Below are 23,171 nucleotides of genomic sequence, written 5' to 3'. Positions count from 1 at the left end.
TAGGTCGGGAAATAACCAGAAATGGATGCTGTGAATCACGATAAGGGATAACGCTAACCGCCTTGCTCTATCAGCATAAATTTTGCCATTGTTCAGTAAACAGATTCCTCAAAAACAGGTATGATAGTGTCGTTTTTAATCCTGAACTGGGAAAGTCATGGCAAAGTTAACACTCCAAGAGCAAATGCTTAAAGCTGGCTTGGTAAATGAGAAAAAATTAAAGAAGGCGAAGAAGGGCTCTAAAAAGTCTCGCGTTCAGTCTCGTGAAGCAAAAGCGGCAGCAGAAGAAACTAAACTGGCGCAGCAAGCGAAAGACAAAGAGTTAAACCAACAGTTGAAAGAACAACAGTTGAGCAAAGAAATTAAAGCTCAAGTGAAGCAACTGATTGAGATGAACAAGATCGAACAGAAGAATGGTGAGATCAAATACAACTTCACCGATGGTACGCTAGTTAAATATCTTTACGTAGAAGATCTGACTCAAAAGCAACTCAGTAAAGGTATCTTAAGTATCGCGCGTCAAGGCGAAAGCTATGTTGTTATCCCTACTGCAGTAGCGAACAAGATCGCGATGCGTGACGAAGAATCTATCGTTGATACTCAAGCTTCAAGCTCAGATGAAGTAGACGAAGATGACCCATACAAAGACTTCGTGATCCCTGATGATCTAATGTGGTAGTCCTCGACTAAACCGCTATCTAATTCGTCAATTACTTGTGGCGTGAAGAAGTATTAAAAGCCCCGATGCGTCTTGCATCGGGGCTTTTTCAATGTTGGCAACTGCATAGAATTATTTACGGGCTCATCTGAACCGGTCGTGTCTCTATATTTGAGAAATAATTCATTGCCAGTGTCTCACTTACGACCGCTTTACTGGTAGGTAAGTAGATAAGTAGATAAGTAGATAAGTAGATAAGTAGGTAAGTAGGTTACCGACTAAGGCTTTGGCCTGCTAATCGGCAACAATGTCTACGATGTCGAACGTTGAGTCTTGTTGGTTGTTTTTAAACTGATGATATTCGAGCTGATATTGCTCATAACCATCAAAATAGCAGTCGCCGATTTCATTGCGTGGGCAAATTTGTACATCGTCTCTTGCGACCAGTTCAGTTGAACAAGATGGGCAGTGTTTCATAGATCCTCCTGATGGAATCCCAGTGTATAACCGGCCCCATTAACTCAAACTTTTGTTTCGTTGTGATTTCATTTTTAAGTCACGCAACGGGTTTATTTGTCATAAACCAGCCCTTTGCTATTGCGGTTAATCACTAACAAAGGGCCAGTTGTATACGACGTTTATTGATGGCAAACTGGCTTTTTAAGCCTTTTTTATTGGATGCTACATATATTGAAGCGAGAGCGACTGCCACCTCCAAGCATTCTTACATTGTCTTTTCTTCCTAGCGATTTCCAGGCAGTGCTTTCTTCTGCGCTGAGGTTTGATGGCTGGTAATCCAAGTTAGCGTATCGCGATACCACTACTTGTTTTTGCATGTTTTCTGAAAGATTGTCGATAATATTGGTTGTTACTTTGCCGTCAGAGTAGGCCATCACTAACACTTCGTCATTGTCTTCCAGTGCCGAGGTTAGGGCTGTTTGGTTGCCTTCGTTGTACTGAACATCTCGATAACCTTGTGTCTCGCCTGTTCTTTGGCCGGAAATTGCTCGATACAGCAGGTTCTTTTTCCGTTTCTTTAGCGAGCCCAGTGGCGTTTCATTCGCGGCACTGTATAGGTTGACCACTTTAATGTCGTTCTGAGCTGCGTATTTTAAAATGGAACTTTGGTTACTAAGGCCTCTTCGTGTAAGCGCTGGCGAGTTTTGCAGGCTTTGAGAAAGACGCTGTTCGGTAGCGTCAACGATAACAATCGCTGGCTTGTTCCCTTCACTTAATGACTTTTGGAGTGCTTGTTTAACTTCTATATGAGCTTGCTTTCCTTCTACGGTATCCCATTTAGGGGCATGCTGAGGTGTTGCAGATGGTCTAGTTTCAAGGGCATAGGGTTGATAGTCGTAGTGATCTTTTGGCCAATAAGTATTGCGCTTCGTTTTTCCTAGATCATCAGCCAAATGAAACTCGCTCACTACTTTTTCATTTTTTAAATACGCCTTAGCCTTTTCTTGTCCCAGTGCTTTCCAATGGAAATACATCTCTTCGCGAAGGGTGATCATTGATTGTCTGGCACTACTGATTTCCGTTACAGGATCTCGCCCATTTTCAGCATTGTTGTAGTGTGTAATTCCTGTCGTTTGGTACTCATAATTCGGAATGACATATTCTGTGATTTGGTTGGTGTCGGGATGTCGATGAGACAAAGGTGTACTGCCTTGTGGAACAGCGCCAGAAGCAAAGTCTCGAGCGTGGATGAGCTCATGTCCTAAAGCGACAGTTTGATCAAATGGTGTGTTCTTTCCTGGAATGTTAACCATTTCTGTGGTGGAGAAGAGTATTGTATTCGATACACCTTTACCATTGAATTGTCGTTGCCATGCCAGTGAAGCTTTTTGTTGATCTTCGAATATCGAAGGTACTGTCTCGAATAGTCGGCCTGGGCCTTCAGGCTCCCTGATCACAGTGACAACAGTGGCCTTTGATTGATCGACTCCAACCGTATGTTCAACTAACGGTTCAACAGCATCATCGGGTGCATTTACTGGTTCGTAGGTCGCGATTTGTCGCAAAATCTCACGCCCTGTTGGCGATAGTTGCAGGTTGCGAATTAACACGCTCATGTCTGCAAGGTAGGCGTCACTCTTGGTTTGCACGTATAGATTTCTGGACATGCGATAGAGGTTTCCATAAGCCGTGGAATTGTATCCTTCGATGACTTTTACGCCGTCTGGATCATCATAAAAGAGTCCAAATTCAGAACCTTTTCCAGCAAATGCACCGCTTGAATTAATGATCAGCAACAAGACCAAGAAGATTCGTGTAATGTTATGTTTCATAGATTTATTCCTCTAGTGCCAATTGGATTTCAATCCAATCTTCTAGCTCTCTAAGCAGCAGATGGTTGATGTGTGGAAGCATAGTAAAGTCATCCTCCTTTACGATGACTCCTAGTTGTGTAACTGCCGTTTGAATATCCCCTTGGCTTAACGTGCTCTTGATATCGGCAAGTTGTGACCAAAGCTGGTGGGTAGAGATCTCCCCAATTTGAAACGCAATGGTGTCTTGATGGTCTTGTGATAGGTAGCTCAGATGAAGAGGTGATAGCGTGCTGTTGAACAGTTGATGTTTACTGTTGGTTGATATATTTGATTCTGACTGTTGATGCTGTGCGATTTGAAGATAGAGAGAAAGATCGCCCAATAAATACTGAAGTTGGTTGGCATTTGTCGCTTTCATCGCCTTTTCCGTTATGCTGTCAATGGCGCTTTGAAAGTTTCGCTCAAAGTGAGCGCCAGGTTGCGACATCACGTTATCGAGTATGTCTGCCATTTGAGGGGCATAAAACCTAAGGTTTGCTGCAGAGTATACGCTTGGGTAGGGTACTGAGTAATTGAGAGAGCGTATGTAAGAAAGGGTAATAGTTATCTTGAATTGAGGCTGAATAAAGTGTTTAAAAATTTCATATTGTTTGATTTGATCTAATACCCCACCACTTGGTCGTTCTGTTAGCAGCAACTCGTACCAACGGCTAATCTGATACCAACTGTTGCGATTATTGGGGTCAGAGCTGTCAACTCCTTTGCTCTCTAGGTAATCATTGAAAGACGTTTGGTAGGGGAGAGCCTCCTTGTTTGCTAACTTGGACAGGAGCTCTTCAAATAGTTTGTTCGACGACTGGCCTGATATGTAGGCGTTAGCAGTGTTGATTAAGTGAGTTTTAAATAAGCCAGCTGGCCAACCATCAATAACTCTTGATGCAATATACTGTTCGACATTAAGTTCAACCTTTCTTAGCAACACTTCTGATAACTCTGGGTCCTTTTTAGGGTGGTAAGTATCGTATAATGCACCAGAGTCTTTACACGCATCGACAGAGGCTTTAATGCCTCCTGGTACAATGGCAGGAACTCCCCAACATTCTCTGGCTGGGCGTATCAGTAAGGTAGCAGTTTTAAGTTGCTCTTCACTGAGATAATCAAGTCCCCAAACTTCGTTTGCATACTCTCTCAGTCCACTTTGCCTGACTTGAAATTCCAATGTACTTCGGTTGATTTTGCTGTGTGTTATGATCGATGCGACGTGAGGTTTTGACCTTTCTATTAGCCTTTTAACTATGTTCATTCTGTGCGTGGATAGTCGGCGTAAAGCGATTTCAACGAGCTCTCTTTTCTTGCTATGTAATTTTAAAGCGAGCGCGTGGTAGTCATCTTCGTTTAGGTTATTAACTAAATTGCCAATACGTGAGGGCCCTTCAGTGCGAATACAGCGTTCTAGTTCTGTTAAAGAGGAGTGAACGTTGTGGCATAGAGGTTGGTGCAGATTTGATTCAGGCGATACATGCGCGATAGATTTCAACATTTCTAAATCAATGCGTGCCATTTGCTTAGAAAGTTGCCTATCGTATGCAGCGGTCAGTCGGCGATATTCTGTGTTAGCTTCAAGAAGTAAGTGGTCGACATACATTTTGGCACTCTGTAATACGTGATTGTCGTATTTGTTAAGTAGAGTAATTGCGTCCTCTTTTTTGTGATGGAAGCGATAAAACTCTGACGAGTGGTCACTAAACACGTAATGTGATTGGCTTTCAAACTCTTCAATTTTTTCTTTCGCTGCGAAGTACTTAATATCATTCGACAATAGGTTTAACTCGTCACCAACGAGAGGAATGATGGAAAAAACAGAAGCGGCTTCATCAAGACGGGTAGAGGATTCCTTAGAGAATGTACTTACCATGTTGTCTAGCCAAAAGCCCACAGCGACCGCATCTCCAACTGGCCCTAAAACTTCCAACGTAGAAGAGCCCGCTTTACCGAGGCGACTGAATAGACTTTGTTCGCTTAGTGGACTTTCAAAAGTTTGAGGGACGCTCGCTAGTGCTTGTTCTGTTTGTGGCCAAGCTGCCGAAAAAGAGTTCGTATGAGCATCTTGCTCGAGTTCGCCTAGTGCAATCCCAAACTGTGGCTCTGAATAAACTTCGTTCCGAGCCCATGACGTTATACGATTCTGGTTAATCGCATCTAATGATTGAGTATCTTGGACGTCGTCACTAAGACAAAATGCGACAGATATGGGGCTATATATAATCGCAGCGAACCGCCATAACGTGTTTTTGTTTTTCATAGTATTTCTTTTTGGATAGTTAGCTGTATCTATCGAGATAGCTTCTCACCAACTGGTACGAGCCTTGTTTGGTTTCTGAGATTCAAGATAGGTTTGGTTGTGTTGATAGAGGTATTACAAAAAAAGCTCACCACCAGAGTGATGAGCTTAGGTAAGGGGGGAGATATGAGTTTGTTTACTGCTGTAAAGGGTTTATCACAAGCTGAGCATCTTCATACCCAAGTCGAGCAAGAGTCGCAGGGTCGAAATCAGTAACCACTTTAATATCACCCGCGTAGTAGGTTGTGTGGTTAGTTAATACCTCTATGACATCAAATGAATTAGCAGCGTGCTCAGCGCCGATATCTATCATTCCAGAATATTGTGACTCCGCACTAAACTGGCCTGAAACATAGGTGTAGAAAGGACGCACACTGGCACCTGCGGCGTACTGCATGCTATTCAAGCCATTGGTGTTGATTGCCCAGCTCCAATCCCACCATTTCATCTCTCCAGGAATATAGCGGTGATCCCACTGGTAACGGATATTGGCTTGATCTTCGCTGGTGGTTCCCATGGTGAAGGTGTGTGAGACAGTAGGGCGGTTGGTTGGGTGTGAGCTTAGCGCGTTGCCGCTGTAACGAAGGAAACCTGTGAAGTTCACGTCGTAACTCATGTTGGTTTTGATACGGTATGGGTAAGTGATGGTAGAGCGTAAAAACTCGACTTGAAAAGGAAGTACTGAGTGAGCAGGCACGGTAATGATGGCTTGCAGATCCGTCGGCTCAAAATGAGCGCCACTATTGGTATCAGAGAAACGTTGGCCTTCTTCTAGCGCGACTCTTACCTCTGTTTTGCCAACTTGTGGCCAGTGAAAGGTTTCATCAATGACGACTGAATCAGCAAGGTCGAAGCGCTGTGTTTTACGCCATTGTGTGGATTGCTGAAAATGAAGGTCAACGATGATTTGTTTAGGCTGATCTCCATCATTGATCGCATAAGCCGAGACGGTTTCAATCAGCTCTTGGTCGGTCTCTGTGATAGAGCCGTGTAAAAACGATGTGTTATCGAGCGTGTAAGCGAAGTTATCAACAGTGATGCTTGCCTTCTCATTACAGCGATCACCGGCACAGCTTCCATCGTTATTGCCTTTAATCTCCCAACCATTGTTAAGCGGTTTAATCGCCATATCTTGACCCACATAACGCGCGCTATCGCCTCCAACCCAAGCGTAACCCAGGTTATGGGCTAAGTAACTCAATGGTCTGATAAAGTTCGTGTTGTCGCTGACTAAAGCGTTTTGAACATCAAGGTTGTTGTTCGTTTCAATGGCTTGCGCTTCGTAGTATGGCAGGCCTGCGTCTGGGGTGTTGGGGTAGCACCAAGTATTGTCGCTTGGTTGCCCATGTTTGATGAGCCCGTGGTAGCCAGACCCCATGATCACCCAGTCATTTTGAAGGCCAATAATGTCCCATACATTCATGCGAGATAGTAGGGAGGTTTTGTGTTCTTGAGCTTCTGTATTGCTGAGCGGACGATAATCGGAACGGCAGATATCTTCACCGAGCTTATCTAATACGATTTGGTCTGAATAGATTTTGGCATTAACAGAATAAGACGTTAATGATGTGGCAGCGATAAAGAGCGCAGTTTTACTGACGTTGAACATTAATGAGTTCCTAATTGCCATTGTTTGGCTTTTTTATTAGATATTATTTATATGTGTTATTTTGAAGCCGAGGGCTCCTAGCGGCGTGTACTCTGTCATATAAAACGATCGCAAAAATACTGAATTGAATTGAAAAGAAATTCTCTTTAATTTCAGGCTCATTTAATGATTAAAGTATCATTTGATAAAGATTTTTCTCTTTATTCTCTGTCTTTTTTATTGAGCGGTGCGTACTCAGGTACGGGATACCTTTTGAGGTGTGTGTAAAGCTTTCGATGAAATGATGAAAGGTGGCGAGTTCAACAAACAGGTTGATACTGATTGTTTTGCATAGTTGGTAAAGAACATAGACAAAACAGATACAAAAATGCAGCGATAACCCAAGGGTTGTCGCTGCATTTTCATTTATAGTGATTTGACTACCTTACTTAGAGCAGCCCTCGGTAATCGGCAAGTGTCTTATTACGCATCACCTGGCTTTTCGCGTTTGCTGTTCCAGCCCATAAAGTTGTAGATGTTGTAACGAGCAAATCCTATCTGTTCATGCATAGCAAAATCTGTGACCGCAAAGTTGTACCACAATGGCAGCCATGAAATTTGAGCCGCCATATAATCGGCTCTCACTGGAACAACATTCAAGCCGAAGTGGTTGAAGTAGAGCTCGCTGCGACGAATATGTAGGCCAGATGAAACCAGTACAATGTTGTCGAATTTATGATGCTTCATTAGGTCACTAGTTAGCTGTGCATTCTTCCAAGTGTTGACGCTATTTGGCTCTTGAATGATGTCACCCATCGGAACGCCAAGTCTCAGCAATTGTTGTTGATAAATTTCTGCTTCGGTGACACCGTTGTTTTGTGCATCGCCACCACTGATGATCACTTTGCAAGTGGCTTGCGTTGTCGAACAATCTTTATATTGGCTGGCTGTTTCGCTGATTCGGCCAAAAGAGAAGAAGGCCGGCTCGAATTCTTGCGTGCTTTTAATTAACTGCGTTCCTGCACCCAGAAGAACAATCGAATTATTATCCGACCATTGGATCTCAGGCTTACTTTCGTAATTTGCTTGCAGGTCATCTAATAAATAACGAGGGATAAAACCTGAACCAATCAACACAAATGACGATATAAGAACAAGAGATAAAAAAGTGGAAGTTGCTCGCCATTGAAGTAAGCGTGTTATGAAAACGAAGAGTAGAAGAAGTAAAAGTATAATAAAGCTCATGAGGATCCTGTTATCGAACTGGTGCCAAAATGATGTGACATACTGAAGCGGTGCATGATATATCAGTTATGTTAATCGTTCATAGCTAACTCATTGTTTTATTGAACAAATGCACGATTTTTTCTATTAAACACAATTATCAATGAGATCATTCTAAAAATCGCTTGTTTATTGTTCGACAACACCTTTCTAAATATTGGCATATAAATTAATAGGGTTATTTAAATCTAATTCACTCCATATAAAAACGGTAATAATAAAAAACCGATGCACATGCATCGGTTTTTTTGTTGGTCGAGCTGTTTGATTCAGAATTAAGCGTTCGCTTGTTCCAGATCTTGTTGCTTGTCTTTCTTACCCAATAGGCGACTTGTGATAGTACCGGCTGTCATTGCACCAGATACGTTAAGCGCTGTACGTGCCATATCGATAAGTGGCTCGATAGAGATAAGCAGTGCTGCGATAGTTACAGGAAGCCCCATCGCTGGCAGTACGATAAGCGCCGCGAATGTTGCACCGCCACCCACACCAGCAATACCGAAAGAGCTCACTGTGATAATAGCAATCAGAGACAGAATGAAGTTGATGTCCATTGGGTCAATACCAACCGTAGGTGCAACCATAACTGCAAGCATTGCAGGGTAGATACCCGCACAACCGTTTTGACCAATCGTTGCACCGAAAGAGGCAGACAGGTTAGCAATCGCTGGTGGTACGTTAAGCTTAGTGATTTGAGCTTCAACGTTCAGTGGAATCGTTGCTGCAGAACTACGAGACGTGAAAGCGAACGTCAGTACTGGCCAGATCTTTTGGAAGTACTCTTTCGGGTTCACACCAACAAAAGAAACCAACACACCGTGTACAACGAACATCAGTAGAATCGCTACGTAAGACGCTACGATGAAACCTAGTAGGCTTAAGATGTCAGAAGCGCTTGATGTTGCCACTACTTTCGCCATTAACGCTGCGATGCCATATGGTGTTAGTGCCATGATCATCTTAACTAAGCGCATCACGATAGATTGAGCCGCTTCAACGAAGGTACGGATTGGAGATTCTAGTTCTTCTTTCTCTGCCATCACTTTACGAGCAGCGATACCCGTTAGCACACCAAAGATAACCACTGCGATAATAGACGTAGAGCGAGCGCCCGTTAGGTCTGCAAATGGGTTAGTCGGAATAAAGCTAATCAGCATCTGCGGAATTGTTAGGTCTGAAACGCTGCCAATGCGGCTTTCTAGTGTTGCGATACGTGCTGTTTCGCGAGCGCCTTCTGTTAAGCCTTCCGCAGATAAGCCGAATGCTTGCGTAACAACAATACCAACAATCGCAGAGATTGCTGTGGTTGCTAGCAGGACAGAAATGGTGATGCCAGAAATCTTGCCCAGTGAACCGCCTTTCTCAAGCTTAACTACCGCCGCAATCATTGAAACTAGTACTAATGGCATGATGACCATTTTCAGTAAGCCAACGTAACCACGACCAACAATGTTTACCCAGTCTAGCGTTTCGTTAATAACAGGATTGCCTTCACCAAATAGCAGCTGAAGACCAAGGCCGAAAGCACTACCAAAAACTAAACCTAATAGAACTAAGCGCGATAACGTGTTTTCTTTTTTCTGCTGTCCGTAGAGAAAGAAGAGGATACCAGTGAATACCGCTAAGGCAGCGATAGCTGAAAATGACATTTGTTTTCCTTATGAATTTCTTTAAATCGATAGGGCGCTTAGATATATGGGCGCAAATACTGTTAGCTACAGTAGCGACCTGTAACAAAACGTAAAATAAGGAAAAGTAATTTAATAGAACGATTAGTAATATCCACTCAATAGGATGGGTGGATATTCAACATTGTGATGAATAGGTGAGCTTTTTAGCGATATTTTGCCAATAAATTGAGCATGTCACTTGACGAGTAAATTTCGATATTTTGGAAATTATTTTCGAATAATCGGAACAACATTGCTTTAGCTACGTCTTCCGACTGAATAGGGCGTAGGTTTTTGAACTTACCAAACATAAATGGAGACAGCAGAGGAAAGACACTTTGCAGGAGTTTTTCATCAGCTCTTGGTTCATCACGCTCACCAACCAGCGGTCCGGGGCGTGCGATGAAAAGTTGCTTGAAGCCAATACGTTTTAAGTTTTGCTCCATTTGCCCCTTGCAACGAAGGTAGTGCGAATAGGAATCTGGTGAAGCGCCATAGCTAGAAACGACCGCGACGCGTTGAACCCCAAGAAATTTCATCGACTGAGCGACTTGGCTAACCAGCTCCACATTGATTTTGCGCAGTGCTTCTTTTGATCCTGCCTTTTTCTTAGTCGTACCTAAGCAGATAACGCCAAGATTTGGCGTGGCTTGGCTATCGTCCCAACTGGTGACTTGCAGGTCGCTGTGAATAAGCGTGTGGAGCTTGTTGGAGTCAAACTGTGAATTTAGTGCTCTTCGAGATAGGGCATAGATATGCTCGACGGCAGGTTCGTCGGTGAGCAGTTTCATCACATGTTGGCCAATTAGCCCAGTAGCACCAGCCACTACGACCGATGTTTTGTCTCCAGAAATGCTCATCCTAACCCCTTACTCGCTTCACAAGTGCTTGTTTAATATAAACAGTGTTTGAATTTTAAGCGAATAAAAGTTTGATAAATGAGGGGCGAATGCTGAGTGGCTAATGACGTATTTAATATAGTAGGGATCTGAATCCGGTATTGGTTGAGTCTCAAACATAACAAAGCCCGCTGGGCGACGGGCTTTGTTACTTGCTTTGCTGCTTACTAGGTGAAGGACAGTGGGATTTTCCTTACCTTTTTGCTGGTTTTCTTATTTGATTTATTTGGCTTTCTTTTACTTGAGTTCGGAATCATTACACCTCCTAAATCGCTGTTCTGTTGAGTATTTCTATCGCTTGTGTTTCTTTGTGTAGCGTCAGTGTTGTGGGAATTCACTGTATGGGTACTTATCAATGGAGAGATTAACAAGTGTTTTAGATAAAGCATAAACGATGCCAAAATGTAAGTTATTGATAAATCTATTGTCAGAATTGTTGGTGTTATAGGGTTCGTCAATTTGATTGTCAATTTGAGAAAAAACCAACGTGGTCTGTCTAAATTAAGAACACTCTCTGCGGTTTCTAGTACTTAGCCATAGATACGACTCTTCTTAACACGTAAACTGAGTCGTAATTCACATAGACCAAGGACGTGCTATGAACTTCAAGCTTGATACTCTTGCTCCCACTCAGATTTATCACCTGATGACACAAACCGTTGTTCCTCGCCCTATTGCGTGGGCATTGACGGAATCTTCTGACCAAGAGTACAACCTAGCGCCTTTCTCTTATTTCACACCCGTTTCCAGCAATCCACCGCTACTGATGTTGTCGGTCGGGAAGAAGCCAACGGGCGAAATCAAAGATACCACTCGTAACGCCCTTGAAACGGGTAAGCTGGTGATCCATATCGCGTCTTCAAGTTCTGCAGAAATAATGACGGCAACAGCTGCCACTCTCGATCATGGTGATTCTGAAGTAACCGCGAATAATATTGAGCTGGTTGAATTTGAGGGCTTTTCTTTACCGAGAGTGAAAGAGTGCGCCGTGGCTTTTGGCTGCACATTGTATGAAGTTAAAGAAGTCGGTGAAGTACCGCAAAGCCTTATCTTTGCTCAAGTTGAACAGGTGTATATCTCTGAAGGTGTGATCGATAAAGAGAGCGATCGCTTGAAGATTGATGCACTAGCACTTGATCCTTTATCTCGACTGGGCGGCGGTGAATACGCGACGCTTTCTAATGTGTTCTCTGTAGCACGCCCTAAATAGCTTTCCTAACTAAACCGTACCCAGAATAAGCGTTTTTAAAACTATGTTAGATACCCAATACTCGCAGTACATCCAACACCGTATTGACCAAAAAACCAAGCCGCTCGGTGCGCTTGGCTTACTCGAAAAAGTCGCACATCAACTGGCATTGATTCAGAGCCAAGGCAAACAAGCTGCGGTTGAACACATTGAATTAAATAAGCCAAGTATCATCATTTTTGCTGGCGACCATGGCATAGCAGATGAAGGTGTGAGTATTGCTCCAAGTGCCGTCACACAACAGATGGTGTTGAACTTCTTAAGCGGTGGCGCGGCGATCAATTGCTTCTGTGCGGTGAATAACATCGATATCACAGTAGTCGACACGGGGATATTGTTGCCTGTGGAATCTGACAGTGACATGTTGATTTCTCAGCGCTTGGGTATGCGAACCAAAAACTTTGCCAACGAAGCGGCAATGAATTTAGAAACGGTGGAACGTGGGATTGAACTGGGCGCAGAGCTTGTATCTAGAACCATTTCGAATGGCACTAATATCATCATGTTTGGTGAAATGGGCATCGGCAATACCAGCAGCGCGTCAGCGATTTTAAGTGCGTTAGCGAATCGCTCTGCAGATGAATGTGTTGGCCTCGGAACTGGCATCAACAATGAGCAGCTTATACGTAAAGTGGCTGTGGTTGAGCAAGGTGTTGCGCGTTGCAAAGGTTTAGATACGACTGAAGTTAAAGATATTAATGAGGTACTAGCACAAGTCGGCGGCTATGAAATCGTTCAAATGGTCGGTGGTTTCCTTGGTGCTTACCAAAACAGAACACCAGTATTAGTCGATGGCTTTATCGTGTCGGTTGCGGCGTATGTCGCGACCTTAATTGAACCGAACTGCCGTGACTATATGATCTTTGCACATCGCTCTGAAGAGTCAGGGCACAAAATTCTGTTAGAGCTACTAGATGCTGAGCCGTTGCTTGATCTTGGGTTGAGATTGGGCGAGGGCACTGGTGCAGCTCTGGCGATGCCAATTATTCGTGCGGCAGCCGAGTTTTATAACAACATGGCGAGCTTCGAAAGTGCTGGAGTCACGGTTTAATGAGTGATGCACCAGAAGGATCGTTGAAAGATCGAGTCACTTATCAATGGGAGCTGTTTGCGCTGGCGATGGGTTTCTTTTCTCGATTGCCAATGCCAAAGAACACGCCTTATTCAACAGAGCGAATGAATCGTTCTGGTCGCTACTTTTCAACGGTTGGTTTGTTACTTGGTCTGTTGTGTGGCGGTGTGTTCTTGCTACTTAATACGGTATTGCCGAGTTCGATTGCCATCTTCTTGATGATGAGTTTCAGCTTAATGCTCACTGGCGCTTTCCATGAAGACGGCTTGACCGACATGGCGGATGGCATCGGTGGCGGTATGACACTTGAACGCCGCTTGACCATCATGAAAGACAGCCGAATTGGTACATATGGTGCGTCTGCGCTGATCATGGCATTACTTGGTAAGTGGGTTCTGCTGCATGAACTCGTCAGCTCGACTGGGTTGTTTATGGTCATCGTGACGAGCTACACCTTTAGCCGAGCGATCGCAGCATCGCTGATTTACGACATGCCTTATGTCAGTGATTTGGACACGAGCAAGAGTAAGCCATTGGCCAACAAGCAAACTAAAGGTGAACTTGTCTTTTTATTGTTTGTGGGCGTACTACCTAGCCTGTGGTTTGGTCTTGAATTCGCTATGGTTTTATCGGTCGTCGCCTATCTGTTCAGAGCAGGTTTCAAAAAGTGGTTAACGGCTCGAATAGGTGGCTTTACTGGCGACTGTTTGGGGGCAGCACAGCAATTGATGGAGTTATTGATTTACCTGGTATTCATTACTGCATTTTACAATGGCTTTCTATAACGGTTTCCTATGACAAACACGAATCAAATTAGTCAAACAAGACAGCGAAACAGCTATCTGGTATTGGGCGGGGCTCGTTCAGGTAAGTCGAGTTTTGCAGAGCAACAAGCATTATGTGCGTTTGAAGCATGTTCAAATGGACGCCTCAATTATATTGCGACAGCGACGTATCTTGATGACGAAATGCGAGAACGAATCTCGCACCATCAACAACGTCGTGGAGAACAGTGGATCGAGCATGAAGTACCCGTTGAGTTAGCCGAAAAACTGCAGTCTTTTGAGAAAGAAGATGTGGTGTTGATTGACTGCCTAACATTGTGGTTGAACAACATCATCTTTGAACTCGGCGAAGATGCAACCAATGAACAGGTTGAAGCCGTGGTTGAAGTATTGGTCAAAAGCGTCGAGCACAGTCCGGCGCAAATTATCATGGTCTCTAACGAAGTCGGCTTAGGTGTCGTGCCGCTGGGTAAAGTGTCGCGCTTGTTTGTAGACAATGCGGGACGCATGAACCAATCACTAGCTCGCGTTGTTGAACGAGTCACTCTGGTCGCAGCAGGGTTACCACTGAGCTTAAAACCATCCAATCACTTGCTTGATACTCAAGCCTAGGTCACGCACATGGTCAATGGAACAACCAAAAACATCTATCTGCTAAGACATGGCAAAGTCGAAGGAAAAGCTGCACTGAATGGTGTATCTGATGTATTGGTGAGCCCTGAGCTTCAAGAACAGATATGTCAGGCGCTTGCTACACAAGACATTACCTTTGATAGCGTGGTTACCTCGCCATTAAGACGATGTGGTGATCTCGCGAGCTTGTATGCAGAGCGTATGTCTGTGCCTTTGTCGATTGCACCTGGCTTTCAGGAAATGAACTTCGGTGAAGTCGATGGTGTCCCATTTGATGAACTTGAAGACAAGTGGGGAATGCTAGAAACCTTTTGGCAAAACCCAGCAAATCATCAATTGACTGGCGCAGAAAGTTTACAGAGGTTCCACGACAGAGTAACTCAAGCTTGGTCGCAACTTTTGAACAATCCAAGTGACAATATATTGTTGGTTACTCATGGTGGTGTGATTCGCATTCTGTTAGCGCATTGCCTTGATATCGATTGGAAAAATCCGAGTTTGTACTCGAAGTTATCGATAGAAAACGCGTCGATAACTCATATTCAAATCACTCAGTTTGCACAGAGTTTTATCAGCGTTAAATCGATAGGGCTGCCTGTTCTCTGAGTGTTCAAAAAACACAGTTTGAGAATTAACAATCTATTAGATCTGTAAATAGACACAGATCTAATAGATCGAAATATAAAGCGGCGTTCACAGCCGTTATACCTGATTGGTATTACTACCTACGTGAAAGGAATTTAGTCATGACAACACCGAGTTGGGATCTAAGCATTGCTTACAGCGATCTTAATGATGCAAAAATCGAACAGGACATTGAACTCATTCAGCAGTGTATTGAGCTGTTGAACTTACACGTTGAAAAGCGTCACATAATTTTAGCGATGCAAAACGCGATTCAGACTTCAGAAGCGGCAGGCACGTTACTCAGCACGATCAACACTTTCGCTAATTGCCACGCATCGGTTGACGCGACACACACAGAAGCGAAAGCACTGCTTGGTCGTGTTGCGAAGCTGAACTCTGAAATGTCTCAAGCGTTCAGCCCTTACGAAGACACGCTAATTCACGCAGAACCAGAATTTATTGATGCCGTATTAGAGCATGACAGCGCAGATGTAGCAGGACAACGCTTTGCTATCGAAAGCTCACGTAAGTTATCAAGCAGTCGACTCAGTGTTGCTGAAGAGCAGTTATTGGCAGCTATGAAGGTTGATGGGCGTGACGGATGGGGTCGTTTATACGATAACCTAACCGGTTCTTTAAAACTGTCGCTAAAGCTGGACGGTGAAGAGGAAGCTCTAGGTTTTTCACAAGCCGCGAGCCTGTTATACGGCAGCGAATTCGACAAACAAGAGCCGGCATGGCGCGCGGTTCAAGCCGCAATGAAAACGCATCAAGAGTCGTTCGCTTCGATTCTAAATGCATTGGCGGGTTGGCGACTAACGGAAAACAAAAAGCGCTCGAAAATTAGCGATGTGCATTTCCTTGCTCCAAGCCTACACGGTAGCCGCATTGTGCCAGAAACGTTAGACACCATGATGTCGGTAGCAAAAGCTAATCGAACGGTTGGCCAGAAAGCGGGTTTGTTGATGGCAAGAGTTCACGGCTTAGATGAAATGAAGCCTTGGAATCATCTAGCAGCAATGCCACCACTCGGTGACGCTGAATCTAAGATTTACCCATTTGATGAAGCGATCGAAGTGATCAAAACTGCGTTCGCTGAAGTGAATCCAGAGATGGCTGATTTTGTCGCTTTGATGGTTGAGAACGGTTGGATTGATGCAGCTCCAGCTGCGAACAAACGTCTAGGTGCGTACTGCACCAAGTTTGCTGCGACACGCACACCTCTTGTGTTCATGACATGGAGCGGTAGCCGCTCAGATTTAATGACATTGGCGCACGAACTAGGCCACGCGTTCCACAACTGGGTGATGAAAGACATGCCGTTGTGTCAAACACGCTACCCAATGACGCTAGCAGAAACGGCTTCGATCTTTGCTGAAAACATCGTTCGTGACCATCTATTGAAGCAAGCAAAAACACGCAATGAGAAACTTGAAATGCTATGGGAAGAGCTTTCTTCTTCTTTGGCATTAATGGTGAACATTCCTGTGCGTTTTGAGTTTGAAAAAGCTTTCTACGAGCAGCGTGAAAAAGGTGAGCTAACGGCTCAGCAGCTGTGTGACTTGATGGAAACGACTTGGAAAGAGTGGTACGGCGATGCAATGACAGAAGCCGACCCTTACTTCTGGGCGAGCAAGCTGCACTTCAGCATCTCTCAAGTAAGCTTCTACAACTACCCATACTTGTTTGGTTACCTATTCAGTAAAGGTGTTTATGCTCAGCGAGATGCGAAAGGCGAGCAATTTTACGGCGATTACGTGTCGTTGCTTCGTGATACAGGCAGCATGATGGCGGAAGAAGTCGTTCAAAAGCACCTTGGTATGGATCTGACTCAAGCGGATTTTTGGCAACAAAGCATCGACATGGTCAAAGTTCAAATCGATGAATTTGAAAGATTGCTCGATCAGGAAGATTAATTGATCTCAATCTGTTCATGGCAGGTAAGAGCTGTGTTAGCTTACGTGGCTCTTATCTTGCTGAGATGACCTGAGACAACCAAAAGCTGCTCTAAATAGAGAAAGTTATTTGGAACAGATGTCGGTTAGTAAAATCAGCAGGTAATACAAAAATATATGGGTAGTATTTGTGAGTGATAACGGAGTTTCTATTGATAAGTGCGATCCTAGCAACACAATTTCTATGTACAATTTATTAACATACGGCCGTGCAATTAAGGAGTAGCGCATGACGAAGACCCTCTTTCGCCAATCATTTCTTTTTGACAGCCTAGATCTTGAGCAAGAAGTGGTTGCAGGACAGACCGTACTGAGTAACGGTGTTCAAATTAAGCTTCATCAACGCGGTGTATTGGAAGTGATTCCCGCAGAGTACAATTCTGAAACCAAGAATATCATCTTTTCAACAGGTGTTCATGGCGACGAAACTTCACCAATGGAGCTGATTGATAAGCTCATTGAAGATATTGAAACAGGCTTCCAAGTAATGACAGCAAGATGTTTATTCATCATTGCTCACCCGGAAGCAACCAACGCGCATACTCGTTTTCTTGATGTGAATATGAACCGTCTGTTTGATGAAAAACAGCACGAAAGCAACCGAGAAGTGGATATCGCGAAGAACCTTAAGTACTTGGTGACTGAGTTTTACAAAGAAACGGTACCTGCCACTCGTTGGCACTTAGATCTGCACTGTGCGATCCGTTTGTCTAAGCATTACTCTTTCGCCGTAAGCCCTAAGGTTCGCCACGAAGTTCGCAGCAAAGCTTTGTTCGACTTCATTAACAGTGCTCACGTTGAAGCTGTGTTGTTATCGAATGCGCCAACGAGCACTTTCAGTTGGTACAGCGCCGAAAACTTCGAAGCGCAAGCACTGACAATGGAGTTAGGGCAGGTAGCAAGAATTGGTGAGAACCAACTTGATAAGCTAACTGCTTTCGATTTGGCAATGCGCAATCTGATTGCTGAAATAGAACCAGAGCATTTGCCGAAGAAAACCATTACATATCGCGTAAGCCGAACGATTGTTCGTTTGCACGATGACTTTGATTTCATGTTCTCTGATGACGTGGAGAACTTTACCGCGTTCAAGCACGGAGAAGTGTTTGGTCATGATGGTGATAAGCCATTGATGGCGAAGAATGAAAACGAAGCAGTGGTATTCCCAAATCGTAACGTGGCTATCGGTCAACGAGCGGCCTTAATGGTGTGCGAAGTTGAAACACGATTCGACCACGGTCAGCTTGTGTACGATTAATACCGAGTCGAGTTATAGCAACGAAAACAACCGCTCAACTGGTTGAAATATCAAGGTTCACATTACGGTGTGAGCCTTGAGTTTATTTAGGGATACAGGTAAGGTTACGCGAACAATTTCAAAGTAGCTTGATATGGATTTCCAACAACTTCTTCACCAAAAACAGCGCAAATGGACCCGAGCCATTTATCTGATGACAGCACTGCTTGTCACGCTGAGTGCGATTTACCTAATGGTTGGCGATCTCTTCATTTCCCCTCTGGACACCTTGTCCACGTTAGAACAAAAACTACTGATTGATTTACGCTTACCTCGATTATTAGCAGCGATTGCGATCGGAGCAGGGCTAGCTGTATCTGGCGCAAGCTTACAAGTCTTATTAGGCAACGTATTAGCAGAGCCAGGAGTACTCGGCATTTCTGGGGGCGCAAGCCTCGCCATGGTGATTGTGCTGTTCTTCTTGCCGTTTGCGCCGACTCCAGAACTGTTCATGATTGCTGCGGTTTTAGGCTCGCTCTGTTTCACCGTGATACTGGTGAGCATGGTAAAAACGATGCGACTCACCACGGCTAAATTACTGCTGGTGGGTGTTGCATTAGGCATTCTTTCTGGCGCGATGGTGACATGGGCGTTCTATTTTAGTGATGACTTAAGTCTACGCTTGTTGATGTATTGGCTGATGGGTAGCTTGGGTGGTGTAACTTGGTACCAACACTCGCTCACGTTAGTGATGATCCCCGTTATTATCTGGTTGTGTTTGCAAGGCAGCAAACTAGACAAACTGATGATAGGCGAAACGCATGCCGCACAGTTAGGCGTGAATGTTCCGAGATTACGTTGGCGTTTAATCTTTGCTGTCTCAATTTTAGTCGGCTGCGCGGTTGCCTTAGGTGGCGTGATCAGCTTTGTTGGCTTGGTTGTGCCACACTTATTGCGTTTAGCGATTGGTACTGATAACAAATATCTGCTTCCTTTGTCTGCCGTTGCTGGTGCTGCATTGCTGGTATTTGCTGATATCTGTGCAAGAACCTTATTAGATTCCGCAGAGCTGCCTTTGGGTGTGATGACCACCAGTATTGGTGCGCCTATCTTCATTTGGATGTTAATTAAAAATCATGATTCAAATTAAGAGCCTGAGCGTCGGCGCTCGTTTATTACCACTATCATTTGAGCTCAAGCAAGGGCAGGTGACTCATGTTATCGGCCCGAATGGCAGCGGTAAAAGTACCTTACTCGAAGCGATATCTGGCATTGGTGATGGTTACAAAGGCGATATAAAGATCGACGGGCAGGATTTGTCGGAATTGTCGCTACAAGATTTATCATTGCATCGTGCTTATTTGTGCCAAAGCGCAAGGCCAGCCTTTAACTTGGAAGTGTTCCAATACCTTGCGTTGTCATTGCCAAGTTCATCGCATGGCCTTGAGGCTGAAATCAACGCAGCTTTGGAAGAAATTAGCCAGATGTTAGACATTGCAGACAAACTTCATCGTTCAATTCAGACACTGTCTGGTGGTGAATGGCAACGCGTTCGTTTGGCGGGAATGTGCCTGCAAATTTGGCCGACACTTAACCCCTACGCGAAGCTGCTGATCCTCGATGAACCTGCCGCTCCGTTGGATATTGCTCAAGAAGCCTTGTTGTACAAGCTCATTGAACGAGTAGCAGAGAAGGGGATCGCAGTTATCATGGCTAACCATGATTTGAACAGAACCCTAAGACACGCAGACCAAGTGTTGCTGCTCGATAAGGGCGTACTGCAAGCATCAGGTAGCGCTACAGCAGTGCTTACTCCAGAACAACTAGAGTCCGTGTTCAACACTGAAGTCAAAAGTATCTCAGTCGATAATCAAACCTATCTGCTGTTTGGTTAAAAGACTAATTGGTTAAGCTGATCATTGGGTTTAAGGCGAGTTAGTAAAGGAAGCAAACATGTTTAGATACATCCAAAGACGAAGAATCAAAAAAGTAATTAAGCTTCTGTCTGCAAAAATGGTGAAGAGCTACGGAAGCCGTGATTTCTTCTCGATTGGACAGGTTGAGACGAGCTCTAATGAACTGAGCAAGCGCCAACAACAGATTGCTTTAGCCTTGTTTGCGGATCCAAAAGACCTTGCTGTTGAATTGGCTCCCACTATCCAGCTGTTACGTAATGATGTGTCTAATGACTTCTTCGGTGGAGAAGACTACACAGCGCGAGATGTACTCAATCTATTGGGTGGCGGCGGTTGGAAGGGCGGTCGTATGGACGATGACATGTCGCATCGTATGGGCATGCATAGCCGTTATTAACTACCTTCTCATTACTCAACTTGTGTACAACTCGTGCAGCATACTTAATGTATATATTGAAAGCGGCTTAATCATTAAGCCGCTTTTTTATTCACTTTGAATAATGTTGCGTCAATCAAGACGGAATACTGAGACCCGATAATTCGAAGCAACATCATCTATCGACAACGCATTTCTTTGAGTTGTGTGACTCTGATTCCTATCAATATAAAACCCGCTGTCATTGATAAAATTGACGTATATATTTTTCGTTGTTCTTCAAATAAAAACTATAAACCCTCGAAGTGCAATTTTGATTGGTAAGTGACCAATTGATGTGATGTGCAGGGTAAAATAATAGAGAGTGGGAAAGTGACAACAATAAATAATAATATACTAAAAGTAGCAGTAGGCATGGCTATGCTATCGAGTGTGCCTTCAGTGGCAAATGCTCATGGTTGGTCTGAATTTCCAAGTGCGCGTCAGAACACGTGTTACGAGCAAGGCGGAATCTGGTCGGGTACACCACCTAATGCTGCGTGTGCTCAAGCAAAAGACATTTCTGGTTCATATCCGTTTGTTCAACGTAACGAATACGCTAAAAATGTTCAGGATTTCAATAATATCAATGCTGTAAAAGCGGAGATTCCTGACGGCACGTTATGTTACGCCAATGATTCGCAAAAACGCGGTATGGGTGCGCCTCATACTGGTTGGACTCGTACTGAACTAAATACTGGTACGTTTGAATATGTATTCAATGCGACTGCGCCACACAACCCTTCTTTTTGGGAGTTCTACCTAACGAAACCAAACGCAGACCTAAGCAAAGGCTTAGCGTGGGGAGACTTAGAGCTTATCCAAGAAGAGGGTAACGTTCCGGTTAATGGTGGTAAGTACCGCATTAACGTCACTATCCCTTCAGACCGTTCTGGCGATGCGATTCTATTCGTTCGCTGGCAACGTGATGATGCTGCGGGCGAAGGCTTCTACAACTGTTCAGACATCACTGTCGCGGGTGGCACAACCCCTCCACCAGAGCCGGGTCCAGAGCCCGATCTAGTGCGTGGTGATCTGTTTGTTTCAGACCAATTTGGAACGCCAGAAGTTGGTGATACAGTTAAGTACGACATCATCAACAAGTATGGTGAAGTAGCGCGTAGCTTCGACATCGTCATCGATGCTTCAAACATTAACGATTGGGCTCGTTTGTTGGCTTCAGAAATCAATGGTTGGCATGAAGAGTTTAAAGATGGCGCGATCTTCATTGGTGACTGGCACGCTGAAATGCAGCACTACATGTACTTCCAAAACGATCCTTCACGTAACTTCTTCAACTCAAAAGATAGCCGTGCTTCTGGTCAGTTAACGCTGATTGATGGTGGCGACGGTGGTGTTGAACCACTGAAAGGTGACATCTACGAGCTAGTGAAGAGTGACAATGTTGTGAATGCTGGTGATAAAGTTGTGATTGCAACAAGCGAAGCGGCGACATTGACTCAAACTCAAGGTTCTTCAGTAAGCATCCAGAATAACGGCACGGCTTCTATCGTAGTTGATACCGCTGGCATCACTGCAAACGAAACTCTATCGTTTATGGCTAGCTCAATTGAAAACGACAGTGTTGAAACCTTCACGTTCGAAGTGATTGCTGATGGCAGTGGCGTGACACCAGACCCTGATCCGACTCCTGACCCAGACAATGGCACTTGGGACTCATCAGCGACTTACCTTGGTGGCGAAGTCGTGACTTACTCGAACCAGTCATGGAAAGCGCAATGGTGGGTTCAAGGTGGTACAAACCCTAAAGCGACCTACGAAAATGACAAATGGGGCGTTTGGCGTCCAGCTCAATAACTCCATAGGTTTCACGATATGGGCACACCTGAGGTGCCCATATCTAATGACCTCGAGTTTAACTAACCTTGATTCTACGAATTTACTTCTTCAGAACATCCAGATACATTCCTCACGTCAGCCCCAATAAAAACAATTTCATCTAATCTATTGTTAAATATTTACTATTTGTTAGTGTGTCTAGGTGCACATTGAGGATGTGTTTCATATTTAGCGAAGAAATATTAGGAGTTGCGATGAGTATTATAGTGAGACGGTCTGAACCGTCAGATGCAAAGGGAATCAAAGAAGTTTACGAATGCACTAATGCTTATACCGGTACGCTGCAACTCCCAAATCCATCTCTGGAAAGCTGGCAGAAACGAATCTCTAATATTCCCGACAACGTGTACTCGTATGTCGCAATGATTGACGATGAGATTGTTGGCAACTTGGGAATGGAAGTGTGTGTGAACCCAAGGAGACGACATGTCGCTTCATTTGGTATGGGTGTTAAAGATGATGTACTAGGCAAAGGTGTTGGTAGCCAACTGCTCGCAACAGCAATCGATTTGTGTGATAACTGGATTAACATCAAGCGAATGGAACTCACCGTCTATACCGATAACGAAAGAGCCATCAGCCTATATAAGAAGTTTGGTTTTGTGATTGAAGGTGAGTCAGCAGGGTTCGCTTTTAGAAATGGCGAATATGTGGCGGCTTATCACATGGCTCGACTGGTATAGTGTTCTGCTTCTAATACACGGCTCCA

The 23,171-nt window shown here is 44.3% G+C and carries 20 protein-coding genes; 13 read left to right on the top strand and 7 right to left on the bottom strand.

Going from position 1 to position 23,171, the window contains the following annotated elements; all coding sequences use genetic code 11:
- Positions 1-157: 157 nt before the first annotated feature.
- Positions 158-679: a DUF2058 domain-containing protein gene (locus BCV39_RS19465; RefSeq protein WP_004734880.1), complete on the top strand. Its 522-nt coding sequence runs from the start codon at positions 158-160 to the stop codon at positions 677-679.
- 273 nt (positions 680-952) lie between these two features.
- On the opposite strand, the gene BCV39_RS19460 is transcribed toward BCV39_RS19465, so the two are convergent.
- From BCV39_RS19460 to BCV39_RS19430, 7 genes are all read right to left on the bottom strand, one after another.
- On the bottom strand, positions 953-1,135 hold the full coding sequence (locus BCV39_RS19460; RefSeq protein ID WP_102433221.1) for a hypothetical protein: 183 nt from the start codon (positions 1,133-1,135) through the stop codon (positions 953-955).
- Positions 1,136-1,329: 194 nt separating this feature from the next.
- Positions 1,330-2,949, bottom strand: coding sequence for a M91 family zinc metallopeptidase (locus BCV39_RS19455; RefSeq protein WP_102433222.1), 1,620 nt, complete (start codon positions 2,947-2,949; stop codon positions 1,330-1,332).
- Positions 2,950-2,953: 4 nt separating this feature from the next.
- Positions 2,954-5,233 (bottom strand): hypothetical protein, encoded by a 2,280-nt coding sequence (locus BCV39_RS19450; protein WP_102433223.1) that lies wholly within the window; start codon positions 5,231-5,233, stop codon positions 2,954-2,956.
- Between the two features lie 175 nt (positions 5,234-5,408).
- Positions 5,409-6,881 carry an aerolysin family beta-barrel pore-forming toxin gene (locus tag BCV39_RS19445; protein ID WP_102433224.1) on the bottom strand — a complete coding sequence of 491 codons (1,473 nt, stop codon included), beginning with the start codon at positions 6,879-6,881 and terminating at the stop codon, positions 5,409-5,411.
- Between the two features lie 462 nt (positions 6,882-7,343).
- On the bottom strand, positions 7,344-8,105 hold the full coding sequence (locus BCV39_RS19440) for a YdcF family protein (protein WP_102433225.1): 762 nt from the start codon (positions 8,103-8,105) through the stop codon (positions 7,344-7,346).
- A gap of 314 nt (positions 8,106-8,419) precedes the next feature.
- On the bottom strand, positions 8,420-9,793 hold the full coding sequence (locus BCV39_RS19435) for an L-cystine transporter (protein ID WP_048611859.1): 1,374 nt from the start codon (positions 9,791-9,793) through the stop codon (positions 8,420-8,422).
- Positions 9,794-9,978: 185 nt separating this feature from the next.
- On the bottom strand, positions 9,979-10,674 hold the full coding sequence (locus BCV39_RS19430) for an NAD-dependent epimerase/dehydratase family protein (RefSeq protein ID WP_102433226.1): 696 nt from the start codon (positions 10,672-10,674) through the stop codon (positions 9,979-9,981).
- Between the two features lie 637 nt (positions 10,675-11,311).
- Between BCV39_RS19430 and BCV39_RS19425 the strand changes: the two genes are divergently transcribed.
- The 12 genes from BCV39_RS19425 (at position 11,312) to BCV39_RS19370 (ending at position 23,145) form a co-directional block, all read left to right on the top strand.
- On the top strand, positions 11,312-11,923 hold the full coding sequence (locus tag BCV39_RS19425) for a flavin reductase family protein (RefSeq protein WP_102433227.1): 612 nt from the start codon (positions 11,312-11,314) through the stop codon (positions 11,921-11,923).
- Between the two features lie 43 nt (positions 11,924-11,966).
- Entirely contained in the window at positions 11,967-13,013 is a 1,047-nt protein-coding gene (cobT, locus tag BCV39_RS19420) for a nicotinate-nucleotide--dimethylbenzimidazole phosphoribosyltransferase (protein ID WP_102433228.1), read from the top strand.
- Entirely contained in the window at positions 13,013-13,819 is an 807-nt protein-coding gene (locus tag BCV39_RS19415; RefSeq protein WP_102433229.1) for an adenosylcobinamide-GDP ribazoletransferase, read from the top strand. Before cobT ends, BCV39_RS19415 begins: the two co-directional genes overlap by 1 nt.
- Positions 13,820-13,828: 9 nt before the next feature.
- Complete coding sequence (gene cobU / locus BCV39_RS19410) at positions 13,829-14,431, top strand: bifunctional adenosylcobinamide kinase/adenosylcobinamide-phosphate guanylyltransferase (protein ID WP_102433230.1); 603 nt, start codon at positions 13,829-13,831, stop codon at positions 14,429-14,431.
- 9 nt (positions 14,432-14,440) lie between these two features.
- Positions 14,441-15,058 (top strand): alpha-ribazole phosphatase family protein, encoded by a 618-nt coding sequence (gene cobC / locus BCV39_RS19405; protein WP_102433231.1) that lies wholly within the window; start codon positions 14,441-14,443, stop codon positions 15,056-15,058.
- A gap of 140 nt (positions 15,059-15,198) precedes the next feature.
- Positions 15,199-16,995 carry a M3 family oligoendopeptidase gene (locus tag BCV39_RS19400; protein ID WP_102433232.1) on the top strand — a complete coding sequence of 599 codons (1,797 nt, stop codon included), beginning with the start codon at positions 15,199-15,201 and terminating at the stop codon, positions 16,993-16,995.
- Between the two features lie 268 nt (positions 16,996-17,263).
- Complete coding sequence (locus tag BCV39_RS19395) at positions 17,264-18,292, top strand: succinylglutamate desuccinylase (protein ID WP_102433233.1); 1,029 nt, start codon at positions 17,264-17,266, stop codon at positions 18,290-18,292.
- Between the two features lie 133 nt (positions 18,293-18,425).
- Positions 18,426-19,421, top strand: coding sequence for a vitamin B12 ABC transporter permease BtuC (gene btuC, locus BCV39_RS19390; RefSeq protein WP_048658530.1), 996 nt, complete (start codon positions 18,426-18,428; stop codon positions 19,419-19,421).
- The gene (btuD, locus tag BCV39_RS19385; protein WP_102433234.1) at positions 19,408-20,166 is read left to right on the top strand and encodes a vitamin B12 ABC transporter ATP-binding protein BtuD; all 759 of its coding nucleotides are present in this window, start codon (positions 19,408-19,410) and stop codon (positions 20,164-20,166) included. The genes btuC and btuD overlap by 14 nt, the downstream gene beginning before the upstream one ends.
- Positions 20,167-20,224: 58 nt before the next feature.
- Positions 20,225-20,584, top strand: coding sequence for a DUF6559 family protein (locus BCV39_RS19380; RefSeq protein ID WP_057622554.1), 360 nt, complete (start codon positions 20,225-20,227; stop codon positions 20,582-20,584).
- A 399-nt stretch (positions 20,585-20,983) separates the two neighbouring features.
- Positions 20,984-22,420: a lytic polysaccharide monooxygenase gene (locus BCV39_RS19375; RefSeq protein ID WP_102433235.1), complete on the top strand. Its 1,437-nt coding sequence runs from the start codon at positions 20,984-20,986 to the stop codon at positions 22,418-22,420.
- Between the two features lie 236 nt (positions 22,421-22,656).
- Positions 22,657-23,145, top strand: coding sequence for a GNAT family N-acetyltransferase (locus BCV39_RS19370; RefSeq protein WP_048658534.1), 489 nt, complete (start codon positions 22,657-22,659; stop codon positions 23,143-23,145).
- Positions 23,146-23,171 lie beyond the last annotated feature (26 nt).

Origin of the sequence: Vibrio sp. 10N.286.55.E10, from assembly GCF_002872555.1 — a bacterium.
Lineage (GTDB): Bacteria > Pseudomonadota > Gammaproteobacteria > Enterobacterales > Vibrionaceae > Vibrio > Vibrio crassostreae.
This window is presented reverse-complemented; position numbering and strand designations above follow the sequence as displayed.